The 20,095-nt window shown below is 34.2% G+C and carries 17 protein-coding genes; 14 read left to right on the top strand and 3 right to left on the bottom strand.

Annotated features, from left to right (window positions below; translation table 11 throughout):
• Nucleotides 1-284: 284 nt before the first annotated feature.
• From ACWA1B_RS05865 to ACWA1B_RS05845, 5 genes are all read left to right on the top strand, one after another.
• Entirely contained in the window at nt 285-536 is a 252-nt protein-coding gene (locus tag ACWA1B_RS05865) for a hypothetical protein (RefSeq protein WP_456905001.1), read from the top strand.
• A 529-nt stretch (nt 537-1,065) separates the two neighbouring features.
• The gene (locus tag ACWA1B_RS05860) at nt 1,066-2,295 is read left to right on the top strand and encodes a DcaP family trimeric outer membrane transporter (protein ID WP_456904999.1); all 1,230 of its coding nucleotides are present in this window, start codon (nt 1,066-1,068) and stop codon (nt 2,293-2,295) included.
• 44 nt (nt 2,296-2,339) lie between these two features.
• Nucleotides 2,340-3,788, top strand: a complete 1,449-nt coding sequence (locus ACWA1B_RS05855; RefSeq protein ID WP_456904997.1) for an aspartate ammonia-lyase — start codon at nt 2,340-2,342, stop codon at nt 3,786-3,788.
• Nucleotides 3,789-3,810: 22 nt separating this feature from the next.
• Entirely contained in the window at nt 3,811-4,878 is a 1,068-nt protein-coding gene (locus tag ACWA1B_RS05850) for a type II asparaginase (protein ID WP_456904996.1), read from the top strand.
• A gap of 229 nt (nt 4,879-5,107) precedes the next feature.
• Nucleotides 5,108-5,851 (top strand): ZIP family metal transporter, encoded by a 744-nt coding sequence (locus tag ACWA1B_RS05845; RefSeq protein WP_456904994.1) that lies wholly within the window; start codon nt 5,108-5,110, stop codon nt 5,849-5,851.
• Nucleotides 5,852-5,863: 12 nt separating this feature from the next.
• Here the strand turns inward: ACWA1B_RS05845 and ACWA1B_RS05840 are convergent, their stop codons facing one another.
• Nucleotides 5,864-6,814: a BamA/TamA family outer membrane protein gene (locus ACWA1B_RS05840; RefSeq protein ID WP_456904992.1), complete on the bottom strand. Its 951-nt coding sequence runs from the start codon at nt 6,812-6,814 to the stop codon at nt 5,864-5,866.
• Nucleotides 6,815-7,191: 377 nt separating this feature from the next.
• Here ACWA1B_RS05840 and ACWA1B_RS05835 point away from each other — a divergent pair, with 377 nt between their 5' ends.
• The 5 genes from ACWA1B_RS05835 to ACWA1B_RS05815 are packed head-to-tail and all read left to right on the top strand — an operon-like array spanning nt 7,192 to nt 13,028.
• On the top strand, nt 7,192-8,526 hold the full coding sequence (locus tag ACWA1B_RS05835; RefSeq protein ID WP_456904990.1) for a TolC family protein: 1,335 nt from the start codon (nt 7,192-7,194) through the stop codon (nt 8,524-8,526).
• Nucleotides 8,527-8,537: 11 nt separating this feature from the next.
• Entirely contained in the window at nt 8,538-9,599 is a 1,062-nt protein-coding gene (locus ACWA1B_RS05830; RefSeq protein ID WP_456904988.1) for an HlyD family secretion protein, read from the top strand.
• A 3-nt stretch (nt 9,600-9,602) separates the two neighbouring features.
• Nucleotides 9,603-11,171, top strand: coding sequence for an efflux MFS transporter permease (locus tag ACWA1B_RS05825; protein WP_456904986.1), 1,569 nt, complete (start codon nt 9,603-9,605; stop codon nt 11,169-11,171).
• A 30-nt stretch (nt 11,172-11,201) separates the two neighbouring features.
• Nucleotides 11,202-11,897 carry an ion channel gene (locus tag ACWA1B_RS05820; RefSeq protein ID WP_456904984.1) on the top strand — a complete coding sequence of 232 codons (696 nt, stop codon included), beginning with the start codon at nt 11,202-11,204 and terminating at the stop codon, nt 11,895-11,897.
• Nucleotides 11,898-11,933: 36 nt separating this feature from the next.
• Nucleotides 11,934-13,028 carry an AI-2E family transporter gene (locus ACWA1B_RS05815; protein WP_456904982.1) on the top strand — a complete coding sequence of 365 codons (1,095 nt, stop codon included), beginning with the start codon at nt 11,934-11,936 and terminating at the stop codon, nt 13,026-13,028.
• 87 nt (nt 13,029-13,115) lie between these two features.
• On the opposite strand, the gene ACWA1B_RS05810 is transcribed toward ACWA1B_RS05815, so the two are convergent.
• Both ACWA1B_RS05810 and ACWA1B_RS05805 read right to left on the bottom strand, forming a co-directional pair.
• A complete protein-coding gene (locus ACWA1B_RS05810; protein ID WP_456904980.1) occupies nt 13,116-13,736 on the bottom strand; it encodes a hypothetical protein in 621 nt (206 codons plus the stop codon).
• Between the two features lie 181 nt (nt 13,737-13,917).
• Nucleotides 13,918-14,493, bottom strand: coding sequence for a phospholipid scramblase-related protein (locus ACWA1B_RS05805; protein WP_456904978.1), 576 nt, complete (start codon nt 14,491-14,493; stop codon nt 13,918-13,920).
• 473 nt (nt 14,494-14,966) lie between these two features.
• On the opposite strand from ACWA1B_RS05805, the gene ACWA1B_RS05800 reads away from it, so the two are divergent.
• The 4 genes from ACWA1B_RS05800 to ACWA1B_RS05785 all read left to right on the top strand — a co-directional run bounded on the left by ACWA1B_RS05800 (nt 14,967) and on the right by ACWA1B_RS05785 (nt 19,886).
• Nucleotides 14,967-15,371 carry a hypothetical protein gene (locus tag ACWA1B_RS05800; protein ID WP_456904976.1) on the top strand — a complete coding sequence of 135 codons (405 nt, stop codon included), beginning with the start codon at nt 14,967-14,969 and terminating at the stop codon, nt 15,369-15,371.
• Nucleotides 15,372-15,473: 102 nt separating this feature from the next.
• Complete coding sequence (locus ACWA1B_RS05795) at nt 15,474-17,129, top strand: peptidase domain-containing ABC transporter (RefSeq protein ID WP_456904974.1); 1,656 nt, start codon at nt 15,474-15,476, stop codon at nt 17,127-17,129.
• A gap of 2 nt (nt 17,130-17,131) precedes the next feature.
• A complete protein-coding gene (locus ACWA1B_RS05790; RefSeq protein WP_456904972.1) occupies nt 17,132-18,487 on the top strand; it encodes an HlyD family secretion protein in 1,356 nt (451 codons plus the stop codon).
• Nucleotides 18,468-19,886, top strand: coding sequence for a TolC family protein (locus ACWA1B_RS05785; protein WP_456904970.1), 1,419 nt, complete (start codon nt 18,468-18,470; stop codon nt 19,884-19,886). The genes ACWA1B_RS05790 and ACWA1B_RS05785 overlap by 20 nt, the downstream gene beginning before the upstream one ends.
• Nucleotides 19,887-20,095: the final 209 nt, after the last annotated feature.

Below are 20,095 nucleotides of genomic sequence, written 5' to 3'. Positions count from 1 at the left end.
ACTGAAAAACAGCTACCAGCTTACGATTGTTAAATTTTTACACTAAAAGTTCCTTTTAACAGAAATGATGCATTTTAAGCTGTTAAAAAACTTTAGGTTTCATTTTATAATATGGAACAGACTTGCGCTAGAAAAATATATTTTAAATTTTAATGCTTCTTAACTTTATACTTTGATAAGAGCACATAATGTTGAAATACAGTTTTTTAGTTTCTAATGCAGAAAGTTGGTTTTCAAAGGCTTTAGTACAATCAAAATTCATTTAATTTTATAAATTGTATAGTATGTCTGTTCCCAAAGAATTATATAATTTAAAATTTTCAGAATACTTAGAATCTTTAAAGGTCTTGTATTTGATAGACGATAATTTTAAAACGATCTGCGATGACTATTGTTCCAATATACTTAAAACAGAGAAGTACAAGAAAAAATTTGAAAAATACTTTCAGCACAAACTAGAAGCCGAAAATTTAGCGAAAGAATTAGAAGAAGAAATCTTAATTTATTTGATAAGAAATGGTTGGGATAAAAAATAAGAATTTATAGAAATTTGTTTCGTTTATTTAATTAGTAAGTTGTAAAAACTCATTTCATTAGAAATGAGTTTTTTTTTGAATGAAAGACGTAAAATCAATCGCTGTCTTTAACTATTGTTTAAGGTGTGTTTTTAAAGTTACAGTCCTATTTTTCGTCTATTTTTTAAAATTACCAGTATTTGCAGTGCTTTGCAGTGTGTGTTTCTAAAAAAAAGAATACTTTTCAAGATGTTTCAAGTTATAAAATGAAACAAAATAATATATTCTTATGTGAATTTACTTCGTAATTTTATGCTTTATTTAAGATAAAATTAAAAACGCAATTATTTGTAAATTAATGTATTAGTTGCTGTTTTTGAAATTGACTACTACATGAAATAAAAGAAATTTTGTAAACTCCGATTCATAACAATTCTGTTGCAAATCCTTTTTTAAATGCCTAGTTCCTAGAAATATAAGCCAGACTTTTACCCCATAAGAGACAAGTTTTAGTTCATTATTAAACAAACAATTTTAAACTATAATCATTATGAAAAAAAAGTTTTTAAATCTGGTTAAGATTAGGCATCTGACCATTTTAATTTGTCTTCTGATCATAAACCTCATACATGGTCAGGACGATGGTGCTAAAAAAAGCATGGAAATCTATGGATTTATCATGACTGATGTTGGCTATAATTTTAATCAGATTCAATCTGATTGGTATGATGTAGTAAGACCTACGAAATTACCCTCTTACAAAGATGAATATGGCGTTGATGGAAGTTACTACGCATCTGTACGTCAGACCAGATTCGGTATAAAAAATTATTTTGATACCGGAATTGGAGAATTAAAAACTCATTTTGAATTTGAATTGTTCGGGACCGGAGTTGATGCGGGGCAAACCACTTTTCGTTTGCGCCACGCTTACGCCGAATTAGGAAAGTTTGGAGCTGGACAAACCTGGAGCCCTTTCATGGATATCGACGTATTTCCTAACACATTGGAATATTGGGGTCCAACAGGAATGGTCTTTTTCCGAAACATCCAAATTCGTTATATGCCAATTCAAGGCGACACTCGTTTAACCATTGCATTAGAAAGACCTGGAGCAAGTGCTGATCAGGGAATTTATGATGATCGTATCGAACTTCAGGGCGTGCGTGCAAGATTTCCATTTCCAGACTTATCAGCAGAATATCGCCATGCATTCAATTGGGGCTATCTTGAATTAGCTGGAATTTTAAGAAAGATAGAGTGGAAAGATCAAAACAATGATCAATATGATTTATCTGGAGATGCAGTTGGCTGGGGATTAAACCTGAGTACAAATGTCAAATTTGGTAAAAATGATGTTTTCAGAGGACAGGTTGTTTATGGAGAAGGTATTCAGAACTACATGAATGATGCTCCGGTTGATGTCGGAATTGAAAATAATTTTGGTAATACGGCAAAACCTATAAAAGGTGTTGCACTTCCTTTGCTTGGAATAGTTGCTTTTCTCGATCATTCCTGGAATGATAAATTTACAAGTTCAGTAGGCTATTCAATGATTGATATTGACAACTCTGATGCAATGACTAATGATGCCTTCAAAAAAGGGCAATACATTGTAGCAAATGTGCTTTATTCTCCGGCAAAAAACTGCTTGGTTGGGGGGGAGTTTCAATGGGGTGACCGTGATAATTTTAGAGATGGATGGAGTACTTCGATTACAAAAGTGCAATTTTCGTTTAAATACAATTTCTCAGAAACATTCTATAGGAAAAATCAATAGTTAATAACTGTTGAATGTTCCCATTAAAAAAAAAAATAGAAACCATGTATAAAAAAATACAATACATACTACTGTGCGGTCTTTGTATTACCTCCCTACAAGCTCAAACCCGAACTGAAAAAGATCTTTTGGGCGATAAACAAATTCCCGCAAATGCTTATTACGGAGTTCAAACGGCTCGTGCGCTGGAAAACTTCCAGATCAGCGGAATGACAACACAATTTTACCCTGACTATGTTAGAGCTTTTGCAATGGTAAAATTAGCAGCCGCCAGAGCGAATGCGGATGTTGGCCGACTGAAAAAAGATCGACTTGCCGCGATCGAAAAAGCATGTCAGGCTGTTATAGACGGAAAATACCATGATCAGTTTCTTGTTGATTTGTATCAAGGAGGAGCGGGTACGTCAGCAAATATGAATGTGAACGAAGTTCTTGCCAATATCGCTTTAGAAATGAGTGGTCATAAAAAAGGAGAATATCAATATATAGAACCTCATGATGATTTAAATATGGGACAATCTACAAATGATGTTTACCCAACAGCGATAAAAGTGGCATTATTGCTTCATAATGATAAACTTGTAAAAGAAGCAGATTTGCTTGCTCAGGCTTTTCATAAAAAAGGAGACGAATTCAAGGATGTCTTAAAAATGGGACGTACAGAAGGACAGGATGCTGTTCCAATGACTGTTGGACAGGAGTTTCACGCTTTTGGAAATCAGCTGGATGCTGAAGTGAATACCTTGCGCAAAGTCGAAGTTTTTTTATGTGAGCAAAATATGGGAGCAACTGCGATTGGTACAGGAATTACAGCTTCGCCAGGTTATGCGGAAAAGGTTGCAACACATTTGGCAAAAATCACAGGAAAACCAATTGTAATGAGTAAAGATCTTATTGCTGCGACAACCAGTCAACAAGGATTTGTGCTGTATTCCTCGGCACTAAAAAGTATGGCGGTTGCGGTGTCCAAAATTAGTAGTGATCTTATTATTCTAACTTCCGGACCTCGTACAGGTATTTTTGAGATCAATTTGCCTGCGCTTCAGCCGGGATCTTCAATTATGCCAGGAAAAGTAAATCCAGTAATGCCGGAACTTATGAATCAGCTTTGTTTTAAAGTAATGGGAAATGATCTTACAGTGACTCTCGCAGCGCATTCTGGTTTATTGCAGTTAAATGCATATGAACCAATTGAAGCTATTGCAATGATGGAATCACAAGGATTGTTTTTTAAATCTTTCCCCTTATTCAGAAAAAATTGTATCGATGGCATAACGGTAAATAAAGACGTTCTGAATCATTACATGGAAAGAAGTGTAGGTATTGTTACGGCGCTGAATCCGGTATTGGGATATGAAAAAACTACTGAACTAGCCAAAGAAGCACTTGCTACAAATAAAGGAATTCTGGAGCTTATTCGCGAAAAGAAATTGCTGACAGAAGATCAAATCAAAAAACTTTTGGATCCTGCAAGCTTAACAGGTCAAAAATAACATCAACTTAAAAGTAAAAAACATGAAATCAAATATAAATTTTTATAAAGGAATGCTTCTTTTGGTGATGTTGTCACTAAGTATCAGCATGTTTGGACAGGCAAAGCCTAAAGTTCTTATTTTGGCAACCGGAGGTACAATTGCCGGAGCAGCTAAAAGCGGCGTACAATCAGGATATACGTCGGGTCAGGTTACTATTGATGCAATGGTAAATGCGGTTCCAGATGCACTGAAATTGGCAGATATAAAAGGAGAGCAGATTGCCAATGTTGGCTCTCAGGATATGTCATTTGAAATCATGCTGAAATTAGCAAATAGAATTAATGAATTGGCTCCGAGCAAAGATGTAGATGGTTTCGTAATTACACACGGAACAGATACTATGGAAGAAACGGCCTATTTTTTAAATCTAGTTGTAAAAACAGATAAACCAGTAGTTCTTGTAGGTTCAATGCGTCCTTCAACAGCTATTAGCGCAGACGGACCATTGAATTTATATAACGGAATTGCAGTAGCAGCTGATCCTCAGGCAAAAGGGCATGGTGTGCTTTTGGTAATGAACGACTGGATACATTCTGCACAATCATTGACAAAAGTGAGCACTACAGCTGTTCAGACTTTTATGTCACCTATACGCGGACTTATAGGAACAACTGCATATGGAGTAAATGATTTCTACCATTATCCTGATCAAAAATTTGGAAAAGCTTCAGAATTTGATGTAAAAGGCGTAACTTCTTTTCCACGAGTAGATATAATTTATGCTGATGCAGATATGAAACCAGATTTAATCGATGCTTCGATTGAAAAAGGAGCCAAAGGAATTGTAATTGCCGGAGTTGGAAATGGAAATATGAATAAAGCATCTCTTGATGCCTGTGCCAGAGCCAGTAAAAAAGGAATTATAGTGGTACGAAGCACACGCGTAGCAACTGGTATAGTAGGACGAAACGTAGAATGCAATGATGATGAATTAGGATTAATAGCTTCTTATGGATTAAATCCACAAAAGGCCAGAATTTTATTGACAGTGGCTTTGCTGAAGCCTCGAAAACTAGATGAACTTCAAAAAATATTTTTAGAATATTAAGAATAAAGAACATACCAATACTCAATTTTTGAGCTATATTTTAAATTCATTATTTAGATAAAAAAAATTAGTTTATTGCCCCTTATAGCACTTTAATCATTGTTTCGTTTTTTTTATAATTGGTTTAGTTAATGATGGCAGAGTAGGTTTTATTATATATTGGGGTTTAAAATAAAACCTATGAAGCTGTCTTTTTAAAATCATAAAACTTGAATTTTAAGCAATTACTATGGTGCAGGCTTTTTTACTTGGTTTATTAGCGACATCTTCTTTAATTCTGGGAGGGATTATTGCAATTCGGTTTAATTTAAGTAATCGTCTTATTGGAAAAATTATGGGTTTTGGAGCCGGAACTTTGATTTCGGCTATTTCTTATGAATTGATTTTTGAAGCAGTTAAATTAGGAAGAGGCAGCCATTATCCTGCTTTTGGTTTTTTTGGCGGAGCGCTGTTGTTTTATGGAGCAGATAGGCTTATAGGCCATTTTGGAGCTAAAAACCGTTTGCAACTTGGCGCAGCAAAAGAATCAAATTTAATTGTTCCAATGGTTTTGGCTATTATTCTCGATGGAATTCCGGAATCAATAATCATAGGTTTAGGTTTTTTCAAACATCAGACAGGAAGTCTGGCAATGCTTGTTGCTGTTTTTATCTCGAATCTGCCTGAAGCTATCGCTGGTTCATCAGGAATGAAAAAAGGAAATTGGAGCAAATTAAAAATTATCTCACTTTGGATATTTATTACGGTTCTGTGCGCTTTGGCTTCTTTGGCCGGATATGCATTTTTTGGCGATGCCTCAAATGAATGGCTTTCCTTTATTCAGGCTTTTGCAGGTGGTGCTATCTTGATGATGCTCGCAAATTCAATGATTCCCGAAGCGTATGAACACGGACATAAATCGGCTGGGGTTTATACAGTAATTGGTTTTTTTGTTTCGGTTTGTGTTGTGGTTTACGAAAATGGGGCACATTGATTTTGAGTTTTTTTAGAAAGCCTCTCCAATTCTGAAATAAATTCCCCAATCACCTTTTCCTACCGCGCCATCAAGCCCCACGTTGAATTTTTCATTTTTGAATGCTCTGTATCGGTAACCCACGCCAGCGCCGGGATATAATTTCCAGTCAAAACTTGGTGTATCAGATCCGTAAATTGTTGCGACTCCGGCAAAACCAACAACGCCCATTCTTTTATGAAAATTGTATCGGTATTCACCTTGTATGGCCATTAGTCCGTCTCCACGATATTTTCCTTCAGAATAGCCTCTGATATCATCATTACCAATTGTGACCTGCTGTTCAAAAGAAATATTTCCCAATCCGAATTTGCCGGCAAAACGCGCTGCAATTACATCTGTTTTATTGCGTACAGAAAAATAGGAATTATATTCAGAGATAATTTTATTAGCATTGACTTCATTTCCAAACCATTCAGGATAAGTGATCCATCTTGCTCTTATTTTGTTTCCTTTGGTTGGATAATAAATTGCATCTCGGGTATCGTAGAGCATAATCATTTGTAAACCATTGGTATGAGTGGTGGAGGCAGGTTGAATATCATCTTGATAAGTGGTGTCATAATGGGCATACGAATAACCTATTCCGCCATAAAATGATTTGAAGATTTTTCGCAGTACACTCAAACTTACTAAAGTTGTTTTAGTGCTATAATCATAAAAAGTAGAAGTATCAAAATCATCCATGAAAAATTGTGAATTTTGATTTCCGGTCATAGCAAAAAGTTGAGCACGCCATTTGTCTTCATTGAAATGCCATTTGTTGAAAGAGCATACAAAATAGGATTTGTTTGTTGTGTAAATAGCGGTTAAACCAGAAAGCGATTTTGGCGAAATGGTGTCGGCTTTATCCGTTTTATACATCATCATCGGAATTGCGCCAAACATAAAATCCAAAGTTCTGTTATAACTGATATAAGGCATAATATTAAAGTCAATGTTTTTGTTTTTAGCCTTTGTTATTAAAGAGTCAGCAACTTTTTCCTGTGATTGGGAATAGGCAAAGAAGAGTGAAAGAATTATACTAAACAAAGATTTTTGCATGTGATTTCAGAAATGAGGTCGTTACGGCTAATTGCTTGACATCTAATTTAAAACCAATTTATTTTCCATGAAACTTACGAAGTATTTAAGATGTTCCATTTTATAAAATGGAACAAGTTATTAGAATTTAGCGTTCAAGAATTCTCTAAATTTAATTCTTAAAATAATCCTAAAAAAGTTAAAATTATCAACGAGTAATGTTGGCTTCTGAAGGTTTAGAACAATTCCCAAAAATCAAATTAAATGCATAAAATTCGATGAGGTATTGGCAATCAATAGACTTAAAGTTAAAGTTTCTGACTTTGGCATTTTGCTGTTTCAATTTGATTTTTGCACAGCAGGATAGTCTTGAAAATGCAAAAATAATTAAGCTTGATGAAGCAATAGCATTAGGAATTCAGAATAACCGTCAGCTCAAAATTGCTAATACAGATTTAGCCATAGCCAATGAAAATGTCGATCAGGCAAAAATGGCAAAAATGCCGCGCATAGGTGTAAACGGAGGATACACTTACATTGGCGATCCTAAAATTTATAAAGGTTTTTATGAGAGCAATATTTCGGTAGATTACTATAATCATCAGGCTTTCGCCAATATTATTTCATCATTGCCCATTTACGCCGGAAGCGCCATTAATAAGCGAATTGACCAGCAGGAGCTTTTAAGCCAAATGCAACTGTCAGCTGTTAAAATGACCGAAGCAGATGTAAAAAACGCAATTACAGAGCAATATTTTACACTTGAAAAATTATACCGACAAATTGAAGTAACCAAACAGAATATCATTAATACAGATCTTCGAATTAGACAATTGAAATCGCGTGTGGATAATGGTCAAAACATAAAAAGTGATCTTTTGAGAACCGAATTGCAGCAGTCTAATTTTAAAGTTTCGGTTTTTAGAAGCACCAATACAATTGAATTGATTAGCAATTATCTGGATATTTTAATTGGTTTTCCAACGAATACAATCCTGAAACCAGTAGTTGCGGAAAGCATGCTTCCAACTGAAAATATAAATCTGCAGGAAAGCTTGGCAGAAGCTTTTCAAAATAGAGAAGAAATAAAACGCGCCGAAGTAAAAATCAAATTATCTGAATCTTCATTGAGTTTGACCAAAAGTGGTTTTATGCCTAATATAAATGCCAATCTTATCCTGAATACGGAATATCCCGCACAATGGCCGAATTACGTAAATATTCTGAATTACTGGGCAGCTGGCGTTTCATTGAATTGGGATGTTTCGAGTTTTTACAATTTAAAACATCGTATTTCAGGTGATCGTTTGGAAATTGACAAAAGTAATATTGCACTTCAGGTCACAAAAGATCAAATCAGTACGGAGGTTAAGAATGCTTACGTCAGATATGCAGAAAGCAAGGAAAACATTAAAACGTATAAGAAAGATGTTGAGCTTTCAATGAGCAATTATAAAATTGTAAAAAGCCGGTATGACAATGATTTTGCGTTAATCAGCGAAATAGTCGATGCCGAATTACAGTTAAACAATTCCAGAATTTCATTGGTTAATGCCAATTTAGATTTAATCATTCAATATTATTCGCTGCAATATGCAATGGGAAAACTTTAATATAAAATAGTATGAGCGAAGCAAATGCACAAAGTGAAAACATTCAGAAAGATAAAAGGAGAAATACCGTTTTGACTGTCCTGTCTTTTGCTTTTTTGATAGCAGGCGGTTTGTGGATTTTGAGTTTGTTTTTTGACTTCAGTACTTATGAAACGACCAATAATGCTCAGGTCGAAGCTTATATCAACAGTGTTGCTGCAAGAGCGACAGGACATATTAAAGAAATCAGATTTGAAGCCAATCAATGGGTTCATAAAGGAGATACACTGGTCGTTTTAGATGATTCAGAATATGTGATAAAAGTCATGCAGGCCGAAGCAGATTTGGCCATAGCCGAAGGTAATCTTCATTCATTGGAACAAAATATTACCACATCAGCATCCAATCAGGCTTCCGGAAAAGAAAAACTGGCAGGCGATATGGCAAGTCTCGAAAAAGCACAGAAAGATTATCAGCGTTTCAAAAATATGTATGCCGATTCGGCCGTGACAAGAAATCAATACGATCAGGTAATTTCAAAATTAAAATCGGAGGAAGCCTATGTAAAAGCCGGTCAAAAAAATCTTGAAGCAAGCACTTCGGTAACGAAACAAAGTACTATTAATCTTGAAGCAGCAAGAGCAACCGTTGCACGTAAAAAAGCAGATTTAGCGGCCGCAAAACTACAATTATCCTATACAAATATTATTGCGCCAAGTGATGGATTTGTTGGTGAACGCAATTTATCAATTGGTGAATTAATTAATACCAATCAGACCGTGGCAACAATTGTTCTCAATCAAAAATTATGGATTTCGGCCAATTTCAAAGAAACCCAAATTGAAAAAATCAAAAGCGGGCAAGAAGTTACCATTACAATCGATGCTCTCGACGGAAAAGAGTTTAAAGGAAAAGTAGTTGGATTTTCTCCGGCAACAGGCGCAAAATTTTCAATGGTAGAACCGGACAATTCAACAGGAAATTTTGTAAAAATCACGCAAAGAATTCCAGTTAAAATTGAATTTGAAACACCAGCAAAAGAGTTGCAGGACGTAAGACCAGGAATGAATGTAACCGTTGACGTAAAAAAATAAAAGATGTTTGCAGGAAAAAAAGGAAGCGTTTTTACTCTCATAGGATTATACATCCTTACAATTCCTTTTTTTAATGGTCTCAACGTGACCACTTACGATAATTCTCAAGTTATGGGCCATTTTGGAGCTTCCACTACTGTATTTACGTATTCGGTTTATATTCCAATTTTTGTGATGCTTGGTTTTATGCCTTTGGGATTAAAATTAGGAAAACAGATAAAAGTTCGCACCATGATTTTATCTGCTGGTTTTTTGTCGTTGATTTTTAATTCGGCTTTATTATTTGTGCAAAGTATCGAATGGTTTGTCTTTTTTAGGTCGCTTTTGGCGATTGTTTCTGTGATTGGAATATTTGCTTCAATGGTGCCTATTTTAATAAAATATAATCCTGCTTTTAATATGGCTTTGCTGTACGGAATATTTCAGTTTATTCAAAAAGGAAGCCAGCATCTTTATCAATATTTTGGTGCTCATTTTACTAGTTTCCACAATTGGACTTTCGGAATTTACTTTTTAAATGTCAACTTTTTGATCTGTATTTTATTGGCTTGGTATTTTTATAAAGCCGATGTTTCTCCAATGAAAACGGCCTTTCAATTTGATTGGCGCGGCTGGATTATCATGCTTTTATTTTTTCTGATTATTCTTTTTCTATGTGCCGAAGGACAAACCAGAAATTGGCTTAATGACTCTAAAATTGTATTAGCATTAGGCCTTTTATTTATAATGGCTGGAATTTATCTGTTGCATGTTCGTTTTACTAACGATCCGATTATTAATCCGGATGTTTATAAATTCAAAAATGTAGTTATAGGTGCTTTTTTGATGTTTTATATCGGAATAATAAACGGAACGGGAAGCGTTGTAACAGGCTACATGACAAATGTTTTGGGTTTTGATTCGGTGCTTAATGCATTAACCCATTTGGCAATATTGTTTGGGTTATGTATTTCGATTCCGCTTTCGACTTATCTTTTGTACAAACGAATCTATTTAGCAACAATTTGGATTATGGGTTTTGCCTGTTATGGATTCTATCATATTATTCTATTTTTTAGATTTTATCCCGGAATTGATTCTTCAGATTTTTTTATTCCTCTCGTTTTTAAAGGTTTAGGAATGGGATTTCTATTTCCAGTTTCTCTATTATATATTTCTGAAGGCGTGCCGCCACAATTGAGCACTTCAAGAATGATGAGCGGAATTATCGCACAGGCTATTTTTGCGTCATTATTAGGCGGTGCTGTTTTAGGAACTTTTATTTCGAATATGAATGTGCAGCATAAAACAGGTTTGAGCCAGCAATTGTCTGAAGTCAATAAAATGGCAGAAAATCAATTGGAAAGCTATAAAAAGAATTTTTTATACATGGGATTATCGGATGCCGAAGCACAAAAAAAAGCCGAAAAAAGCCTTTCAAACCAAACCTCGCAAGCTTCAATGTTATTAGCCTATAAAGACGTTTATCTCGTTATGTCGGCAATATGTTTTTTGCCCATTTTTATAATTCTTCTCTTTAAACTTTGGCGAAGACCAATAGGAAAAGTAGAAGTAGAGCCCATACCAATTTAAATTATTACATAAAAATAGTAACAAAAAATTATGATGACAGTAAGAAAAGAAAGGTTTTTATATGGCTTATGGCAAAAGGAAAGCGGACTCGGCGGTATGCTGATTTTGCTATGCATTATGCATTTTATTGCCATTCCATTTTTTGGAAGCTATCCGCATTTTATGATCGGACTTAATATTTTTTGGATGTTGTTTTTGTTTGCTGGAATTTTTTCGCTTTCAAAGCACAAAAAGCAGGCCTTTATTATTTCGATCATTCCCATTTTGTTCGTCATCATTCAGTGGATCGATTATTTTAAGAGAAACATCATTATTTTATTTGCTGACCTCTTTTTGACAATAGCAGTCATGGGGCTTTTAATTATGCTGGTTCTGCGAAAGGTTTTAGAGCCCGGACCCGTAACAACTTATCGCATTATAGGTTCGGTTGTAGTTTATATGTTGCTGGTGCAGCTTTGGTGTACGCTGTATTTATTTCTTTTTAGACATATCGAAGGTTCTTTTAACATCGCTAAATCTCAATTTGAAATTAATAGCGATCAGGCCAGTTTTATGTATTTCAGTTATGTCAGTATTACTTCGACAGGTTTTGGCGAAATAGTGCCATTGCATCCTTTGGCACGTTCTTTAGTTCAAATCGAAGTTCTTACCGGAGTTTTGTACCCTGTAATCTTAATAGGAAGATTGGTTTCCGATGCCAACTTTTCTATCAAAAAACAAGAATAATCAAATTAAACCAATCATATCTAAATCAAAATAAACATGGAAACAACAAATTCAAATAAACGCAAAGAGCTCTTTGATACTCTTTTACAATTATTTTTCATTTTCCTAATTGTTGGATTTTGCCTCAAATTATTGTTGCCCTTTTTTATGCCCATTCTTTGGGCGGTAATATTATCGGTTGTATTTTTTCCTTTATTTGATTTTCTGCAGAAAGCTTTAAAGGGACGAAAAACATTGGCATCCGTGATTATAACTATTGTAATTATCGCTATAATGTTAGTGCCCTTAATTTATTTTTTAAAGGCGGCAACTGCTAATTTTTTAGAACTGAAAAGCAGTTTTGAAGCAGGAACACTTAAAATTTCGCCTCCGGGTCAATCCATAAAAGAGTGGCCGATAATAGGGAAACCTTTGTATGAATTTTTGCTTGCTATGTCAACAGATCTGGAGCAAGGAGTAATTAAATACCAAGACCAAATAAAAGAATTTTCGGCAAAAATTATGGGAAGTATTTTAAGTTCAGGCGCGGCATTTCTGCAATTTATATTATCCGTTATTATCGCAGGAATTTTGTTGGTGACACCTGGAGCTAAAGGCTTTGCAATGAAATTTCTACGAAAAATTGCCGGTAATGAAGCAGATGAAATCATGACTATTTCAGTTTCGACAATTTATCAGGTTGTGAAAGGAATATTAGGAGTTGCGGTTATCCAAACCATTATTCAGGCAATCGGGTTGTTTTTAGCCGATATTCCGTATGCTGGAATTTTGACCTTAATTTGTCTGATATTTTCAATTTTACAGATTGGGCCAATCATAATAAATATTGGCGTTATTGTTTATTTATTTTCTACCGGAGATTCGGGTTATGCTATTTTCTGGACGATATTTTTCATCATAAGCGGACTTTCGGATAATGTTTTAAAACCGCTATTGCTTGGTAAAGGTGCGCTCGTGCCAATGCTTGTTATTTTCCTCGGAGTTATAGGGGGATTTATTATGTCTGGATTTATTGGATTGTTTGTCGGGCCAATCGTTTTTTCAATTGGATATAAATTATTTATTGCTTGGGTTGACGATCATCAAGAACCTGTAGTTGATCCTTTGGAAATTCCAGAACCTTTGGAATAAATTTGTTTTGAATTAGTATAGAACTAAAAATCCCGCTTTTATAGAAAGCGGGATTTTTGATTTCTGTTTTTATTTCTTAAGCCTGAATTATTCTTTATACAGAACAATTGTGGCTTTATATCCAGTTCCAACATTCCATTGGCTGGATTCAATTACTGCGCCTTTGTCATCATACACTTGGAATTCCGCAGTATTTGGTGAAGCTGAACCTTCGTTTAAAGCTTCGAAATCAATTTTATTAATTCCAGGTACCAATGTTATTTTAAAACCTTGATATTCTCCATTCATTGTAACTTCAGGCTCAATTACCTTATCGTTTAAATATACTTTTATTTTATCGCCATCTACAAAAGCAGCGTCGCGATAACGAATTGTTGAGGTAAAAGTTGAGGTTTTAAAGCTTCCCAAAAATTGATTTTGTCTGTAAAAAATCCCTTCTACATTTGCTGGTGACTTATACAAATTGGTATCCTTGAATAATTCTTTTGGATCAATTTTCGAAGGATCTGGCTTTTCAACAGGTGCTGGCGGATTAACTTTTGGAGCTTCTTCTTTTGGCGGAACAACTTCTTTTGCTTTTGGAGTTTTCGCCGGAATTGGCTTGTATTTGTTATCCAGTTCTTTTTGCGCATAACCTTGAATCGAAATTCCGATTACAAGAATTAAAGTCAAAAATCCTATTCTATTTTTCAATTGTACTAAATGCATATATTCTTAAAATTAATTTGTTTATCTCTATTATGTATAAACATTTAATTAAAGTATTTATTGCCTTTTAAGTCTATTTTAGAGGATTAATAGAATGACTTTTTTCAACTCTACTAAACTTTTAATTCAATCAAAATAAATTTCAATATGTAAAACAATCTAAATAATATTAAGATGCCTTCTAGCTTAAAAAGCACATATTAAGAACAATTGCGCTAGATAAAACAGCTATCTTTTCTTCATATTTAGAATAATTTGGCATGACACTTATTTTGTAACTGTCTGTAGCTGTAGTTGTTTTTTTCAGAGTTCCGTTCCAGTTGTTGTTTATTGATCCAATCTGATTTTCGGAGGAATCATTAATAATAAAATTAGATTTTTTCCAGACATCACAAATTTCTGCAATAACATGATTGGAAGTGTTTAGAATCTTAAATTCAGGTTTTGAAAAGCTGAATTTTGGATTTATAATTCCTATTTTTTTTCCAGTACTATCCTGAATTACAATTTCCGATTTTAAGAAATTGCCTCTTTTTGAAATAGTAGCTTCTAAACCGCCATTTGCACTTCTAATTTCAATATTGAAAGGAAGTATTGCTTTGCTAATAACTGCTGGAAGGATTTTTTGAATAAAACTGAATTTTTGTTTAATTCGGCCTATTCTTTCTCTTCTTTCGTTATAAATATGACAGCTTTCCTGAAAGCCATTTTTTTTGTCTACAAAATAGTTATTAGTTTCAAAGAAATCTGAGATCATAGTTTTAAACTGGTTGGTTATTTTTTTGGTACTCAAAAATAGAACTTAAGTTACAGTTATAAATAAGTATAAATACCCGTTTGTATCTCAAAAGATAAAAATAATAACTTATTGAGAGAAAATAACTACACTGATAATCATTGTATTAAACTGTGCGAGGCAAACTTTCTTTTAAAGAACCGCTAATGATTGAAATTACATTTTTAGTAATAATAATTATACTTATTATGTTCATTTGATACTCCTTTCGGCAAACAGAACTGCATTCAAATAATTGTTAGCAAGCGCTCTCCAAAAAAGAAAAATTTTTAAGCATTTGGGCCAAAAATAAAATGAGAAGAAAATGCAACCAATACCATTTTTGAACCTCTTTTTTTTAAGAAAAAAATAACAAAACCAGATTCAATTCTAATGTTATTTTAATGTAGCGCCGAAAATTTCGTCCTAACTTGCGCTCCATTAAGAGTAGAAAAATGTTAGAAAAAATTAGAAATAGTATTGCTTGTAAATGCCTTCATGCATTGCTGATTGGCTATTTTTTAATGAACAGTATTAATTTTTCCGGAACATTTGTCAGAATTGTAAATAATAATACCGAACAACATTCTGTCAAAGGAATGACATGCAATTTCTTAAAAAAATTATTCAAATGTGACAGTATTTCGGAAGAATTGGACGATTATGAAACAAAGGAAACCAAATCAACAAAACAAGCAAAAGGTATTCCATTGTTTGAATATATAATTCCATTTGATTCCTCATTGACTGATTTATATTTTCAGTTTCATGTCAATGGAAAAAATTATATCAATAATCACATTTTCTCTTTTGGATTTCATGGCAAGATTCATCTGCGCCCTCCTCAGAATATTGTATAAATAGTATTTTTTCTGTTGCAAAAAAATATATACTAAATCCATAGTATAAGTTTTTTCGTATATAAATAATTATCTATTAATGTAATATCTATACATAAATTAATGACACCTCTTAAACGTTTTTACAACTTGCTTACATTGGATAAGCGCGATGTATATCAAATAATATTTTATGCCGCATTTGCCGGTTTAGTAAATCTTTCGCTTCCGCTAGGAATTCAGGCCATTATCAATTTTATTCAAAGCGGACAGCTGAGTGTTTCCTGGATTATTCTCGTAATTCTGGTAACCATCGGAGTTGGTTTTGGTGGCGTTTTGACCATTTTACAGCTTCGAATTGTAGAGAATTTGCAACAGCGAATTTTTGTGCGTTCATCATTTGAGTTTGCTTACAGAATGCCTTTAATTAAATTTAAAGAAATGTATTCTGAGTATGCACCCGAAAAAGCGAACCGATTTTTCGATACGCTGATGGTTCAAAAAGGAACTGCAAAATTGCTTCTGGATTTCTGTACTGCTTTTTTGCAAGTTGGTCTGGGAATCATTTTATTGGCTTTATATCATTCCTTTTTTATGGTAATTGGGCTTTTGTTTATTGCCATTTTATACATCATTTTTAAATTTTCGTATAAAGACGGTTTGGAAACAAGTCTTAACGAATCAAAATTTAAATATAAAGTAGCGGCCTGGCTTCAGGAAATTGCCCGAAATCGTGATAGCTTTCGTAAAAAAGGCGGTTTCGAATATGCGCTGAAACGCAATGACGGCTATGTAACGAAATACATAGATAATCGTGAAAAGCACTTTCAGGTAATGAAAAAACAATACATTCAGCTTACTATTTTTAAGGTAATTGTTACGGCTGCCTTGTTGTCTATTGGTGGTTTTCTGGTAATTCACCATCAAATGAACATTGGGCAGTTTGTAGCAGCTGAAATTGTTATTGTGTTGTTAATCAATTCAGTAGAAAAAATCATTTTCGGACTAGAATCTTTTTATGATGTATTGACATCTGTAGAAAAAATTGGTCAGGTGACTGATATGGAAACTTCGTGTATTCCAGAAAAGACTGCAATCAGTGAAGCCGGAATTACAATCGAAACCGAAAGTGTTACGTACAATTATCCAGATCACAATAAAAAATCTCTTAAAAATATCAATCTGAAAATAAATCAAGGTGAAAAAATAATATTGCGAGGAACGAATGGTGCAGGAAAAAGTACTTTGGTTAGGCTACTTGCAGGTTTGCTGGAGCCCGAAAGTGGCGCCATGTATGTGACGGATACTTTTATGAACCGACTTGATGAAGATAGTTATAGAGCACAGGCTGGTACTTATTTGCAGGGCGATACACTTTTTGCCGGTACAATTAGAGAGAATATTCTTTTTGGAAATGAAGAACTAAATAATGATGACTTGAAGTGGGCTTTAGACAGTGTTGGTCTGACGCCGGATATTAAAACATTCCCTAACGGTCTGGAGCATCAGGTTCATCCGGGCGGACATGAACTTTCGGCATCCGATATTCAAAAGATTTTGCTTGCCAGAAGTATTGTTCACAAACCAAATATATTATTCCTTGAAGATCCTGTTGATAAAATGGACGAACTGACATCGGGAAAAATTGTTGATTTTTTACTTTCTCAGGAAAATGACTGGACGGTAATCGTAACTTCTAAAAATGATATTTGGAAGAATAAATGCGACCGAATGATAACCATTGACGACGGAAAAATCATTAACGACATAAAGCTATAATCATGCTCAATATATCAAAAGACAATAATATTCTTATAACTCCGGGAAAGTATACTTCGATAACAAGTGTTGCCCGAAGACCTCATTATAAAATTTTAAACAGAGTCATCATCGGATTTTTATTGTTCTCTGTAGGTTGTTTGTTTCTTCCCTGGACACAGAATATTTCAGGAAGTGGTTCGGTTACGACTTTAAAACCAGATCAAAGACCGCAAACGGTTCACAACGCCATTGCCGGAAGAATCGAGAAGTGGTATGTGCAGGAAGGTGATTATGTAAAAAAAGGCGATACGATTGTTTTTATTTCTGAAGTAAAAGAAGATTATCTGGATCCAAACCTTGTTGGTAATACAAAACAGCAGGTTGACGCTAAAAAGATGGCGGTTGAATCCTATGGCGACAAGGTAAATTCTCTTGAAGTTCAGGCAAAATCGCTTAGTACAGAAAGAGAATTAAAACTACAGCAGGCGCAAAATAAAATAAAACAGTCACAGCTTAAAATTAAAAGTGACAGTATGGATCTTGAAGCTGTAAAAACACAGTTAAGAATTGCTAAAACACAATTTGATCGTTCAACTGCTTTAAATAAAGAAGGTTTAAAACCGCTGACAGATGTCGAACAAAAAAGACTGAAACTTCAGGAATCGGAAGCATATATCATTACGCAGCAAAATAAGCTTTTAAGCAGCAAAAACGAATTGATAAACGCAAGAGTTGAAATTAACCGAATTACGGCTGAATATGCTGAGAAAATTTCGAAATCAAGAAGTGATAAATTCACCGCTCTTAGCACACAATATGACACAGAAGCTCAGGTAAATAAACTTGAAAATCAATATGTAAATTACAGTCTGAGAAACGGTTTGTATTACATAACAGCACCTCAAAGTGGTTATGTAAACCGTGCTTTGCTGGCTGGTTTGGGAGAAACGATTAAAGAAGGAACTCCAATTGTAAGTATCATGCCGTCAAGTTATGATATTGCGGTTGAAACTTACGTCGATCCAATCGACCTTCCGTTAGTACATCGCGGTGCAAAAGTAAGAGTTTGGTTTGACGGATGGCCAAGAATCGTGTTCTCAGGATGGCCAGGTTTATCATACGGAACTTATGGCGGAAGAATTGTAGCAATTGAAAATTTTATTAGTTCCAACGGAAAATACAGAGTACTTATTTCTCCCGATGGTCCTGACAATAAATGGCCTAAAGAATTAAGTATTGGAGCAGGAGCACAAAGTATTGCTTTGCTGGAAACCGTTTCGGTTTGGTATGAAATATGGCGAAATCTGAATGGTTTTCCACCAAATTATTATAAGTCAGATGTAAAAGAGGCAAAATATGAAAAGGACAAAAAATAAATTGAAATACGGTGTAAGACTGTTTTCTCTTTTATTTTTATTCAGTTTTTCTGTTTCATACGGTCAGGATTTTAATAAAGAGGAATTAAGTTACAGCGAATTTTTAGGATACGTCAAAAAATACCATCCGCTGGTAAAACAGGCTAATCTTGAAATCAGTAATGCACAGGCGGCATTGATGGTTGCACGTGGCGGATTTGATCCTAAAATTGAAGTTGATTACAGCAAAAAAGAATTTAAAGGAACGGAATATTATTCGCTATTAAACAGCAGTTTCAAAATCCCAACTTGGTACGGAATTGAAATAAAAGCAGGTTTTGACGATACTGATGGACAATATTTTAATCCGCAGAATAAAACTCCTGAGGCGGGTTTGACTTCTTTGGGAATAAATGTTGCTTTAGGACAAGGAATGTTCATCAATCAAAGAATGGCGGATGTTCGCGAAGGAAAACTGCAATTAAAATTGAGCGATGCACAACGAAAATTAAAAGCAATTGAAGTGTTGTACAAAGCAAGCGAGGCGTATTTTGAATGGAGAAAAAGTTATAACGAAGCCGAACTTTACAATCGATATTTAGGCTTTGCAAGCAAACGTTTTGAAGGCGTAAAAAAGTTAATTGAATTAGGTGACGCGCCTGCAATTGACAGTGTTGAAGCCGGAATTACAGTAAGAAATAGACAACTGAATGTTGAAAATGGAAACCTGAAATTGGCCAAAGCCAAATTATATCTGTCTAATTATTTATGGATTGAAAATGTTCCTGTAGAACTGGAAGATAATGTAAAACCAGAAGAGAACCTGATTCAGACATTGGAAACAACCTTAAAAACCGATGCGATGATGGTTGAAGTTGAAGGCCTAGAATCACATCCAAAACTTCAGGCTTTAGAAACGAAGATGGATATGTTGGAAATTAATAGAAAATTGAAGGCTAATTCGTTGCTTCCTAAGTTGAATGTTGGCTACAATTATATTTCAGAGCCTTCTTATTGGAACTCATTCAACGCCGATGATTATAAGTTTAATGTCGATTTTAGTATTCCGATTTTTTTGAGAAAAGAAAGAGGAAGCCTTAAACTGGCAAAATTCAAAATTCAGGATATAAAGTTTGATATCGAACAGCAAAGATTGGAGCTGAAAAATAAAATTAAAGCCCAGCAAACTGAAATATCGTCTTTAAAAAGACAAAAAAAGGTAATTGATAATTTGGTAAAGGATTATGTAACAATGCTAAATTCAGAGGAAAAACTGTTTTCATTTGGCGAAAGTTCGATTTTCCTCATTAATTCCAGAGAAAATAATTTGGTAAGCGCAAAACTGTCACAAATCAGCATTGAAAATCAATTTTACATTTCAAATGCAGAATTATACAAAATACTGGCAAATCCAGATTAGAGAAGTTTATTTGTTCGCTTAGTTGTTGGTTATATTAGGAGAAAACAGCAGTAATTTTTGTTACTGCTGTTTTTGTTTTTAATAATTTTTAACCATTTGTAAATGGCACACAGATAACACGGATTAAACAGATTTTATAAATAATCAGTGAAAATCCCTTTAATCCGTGTTATCTGTGTGCTTTATTAAGCTATTAGTCACTCACGTGA

Source organism: Flavobacterium xizangense (genome assembly GCF_054075145.1).
The sequence above is the reverse complement of the archived record's forward strand: the minus strand, read 5'-3'. Positions and strand labels throughout refer to the sequence as shown.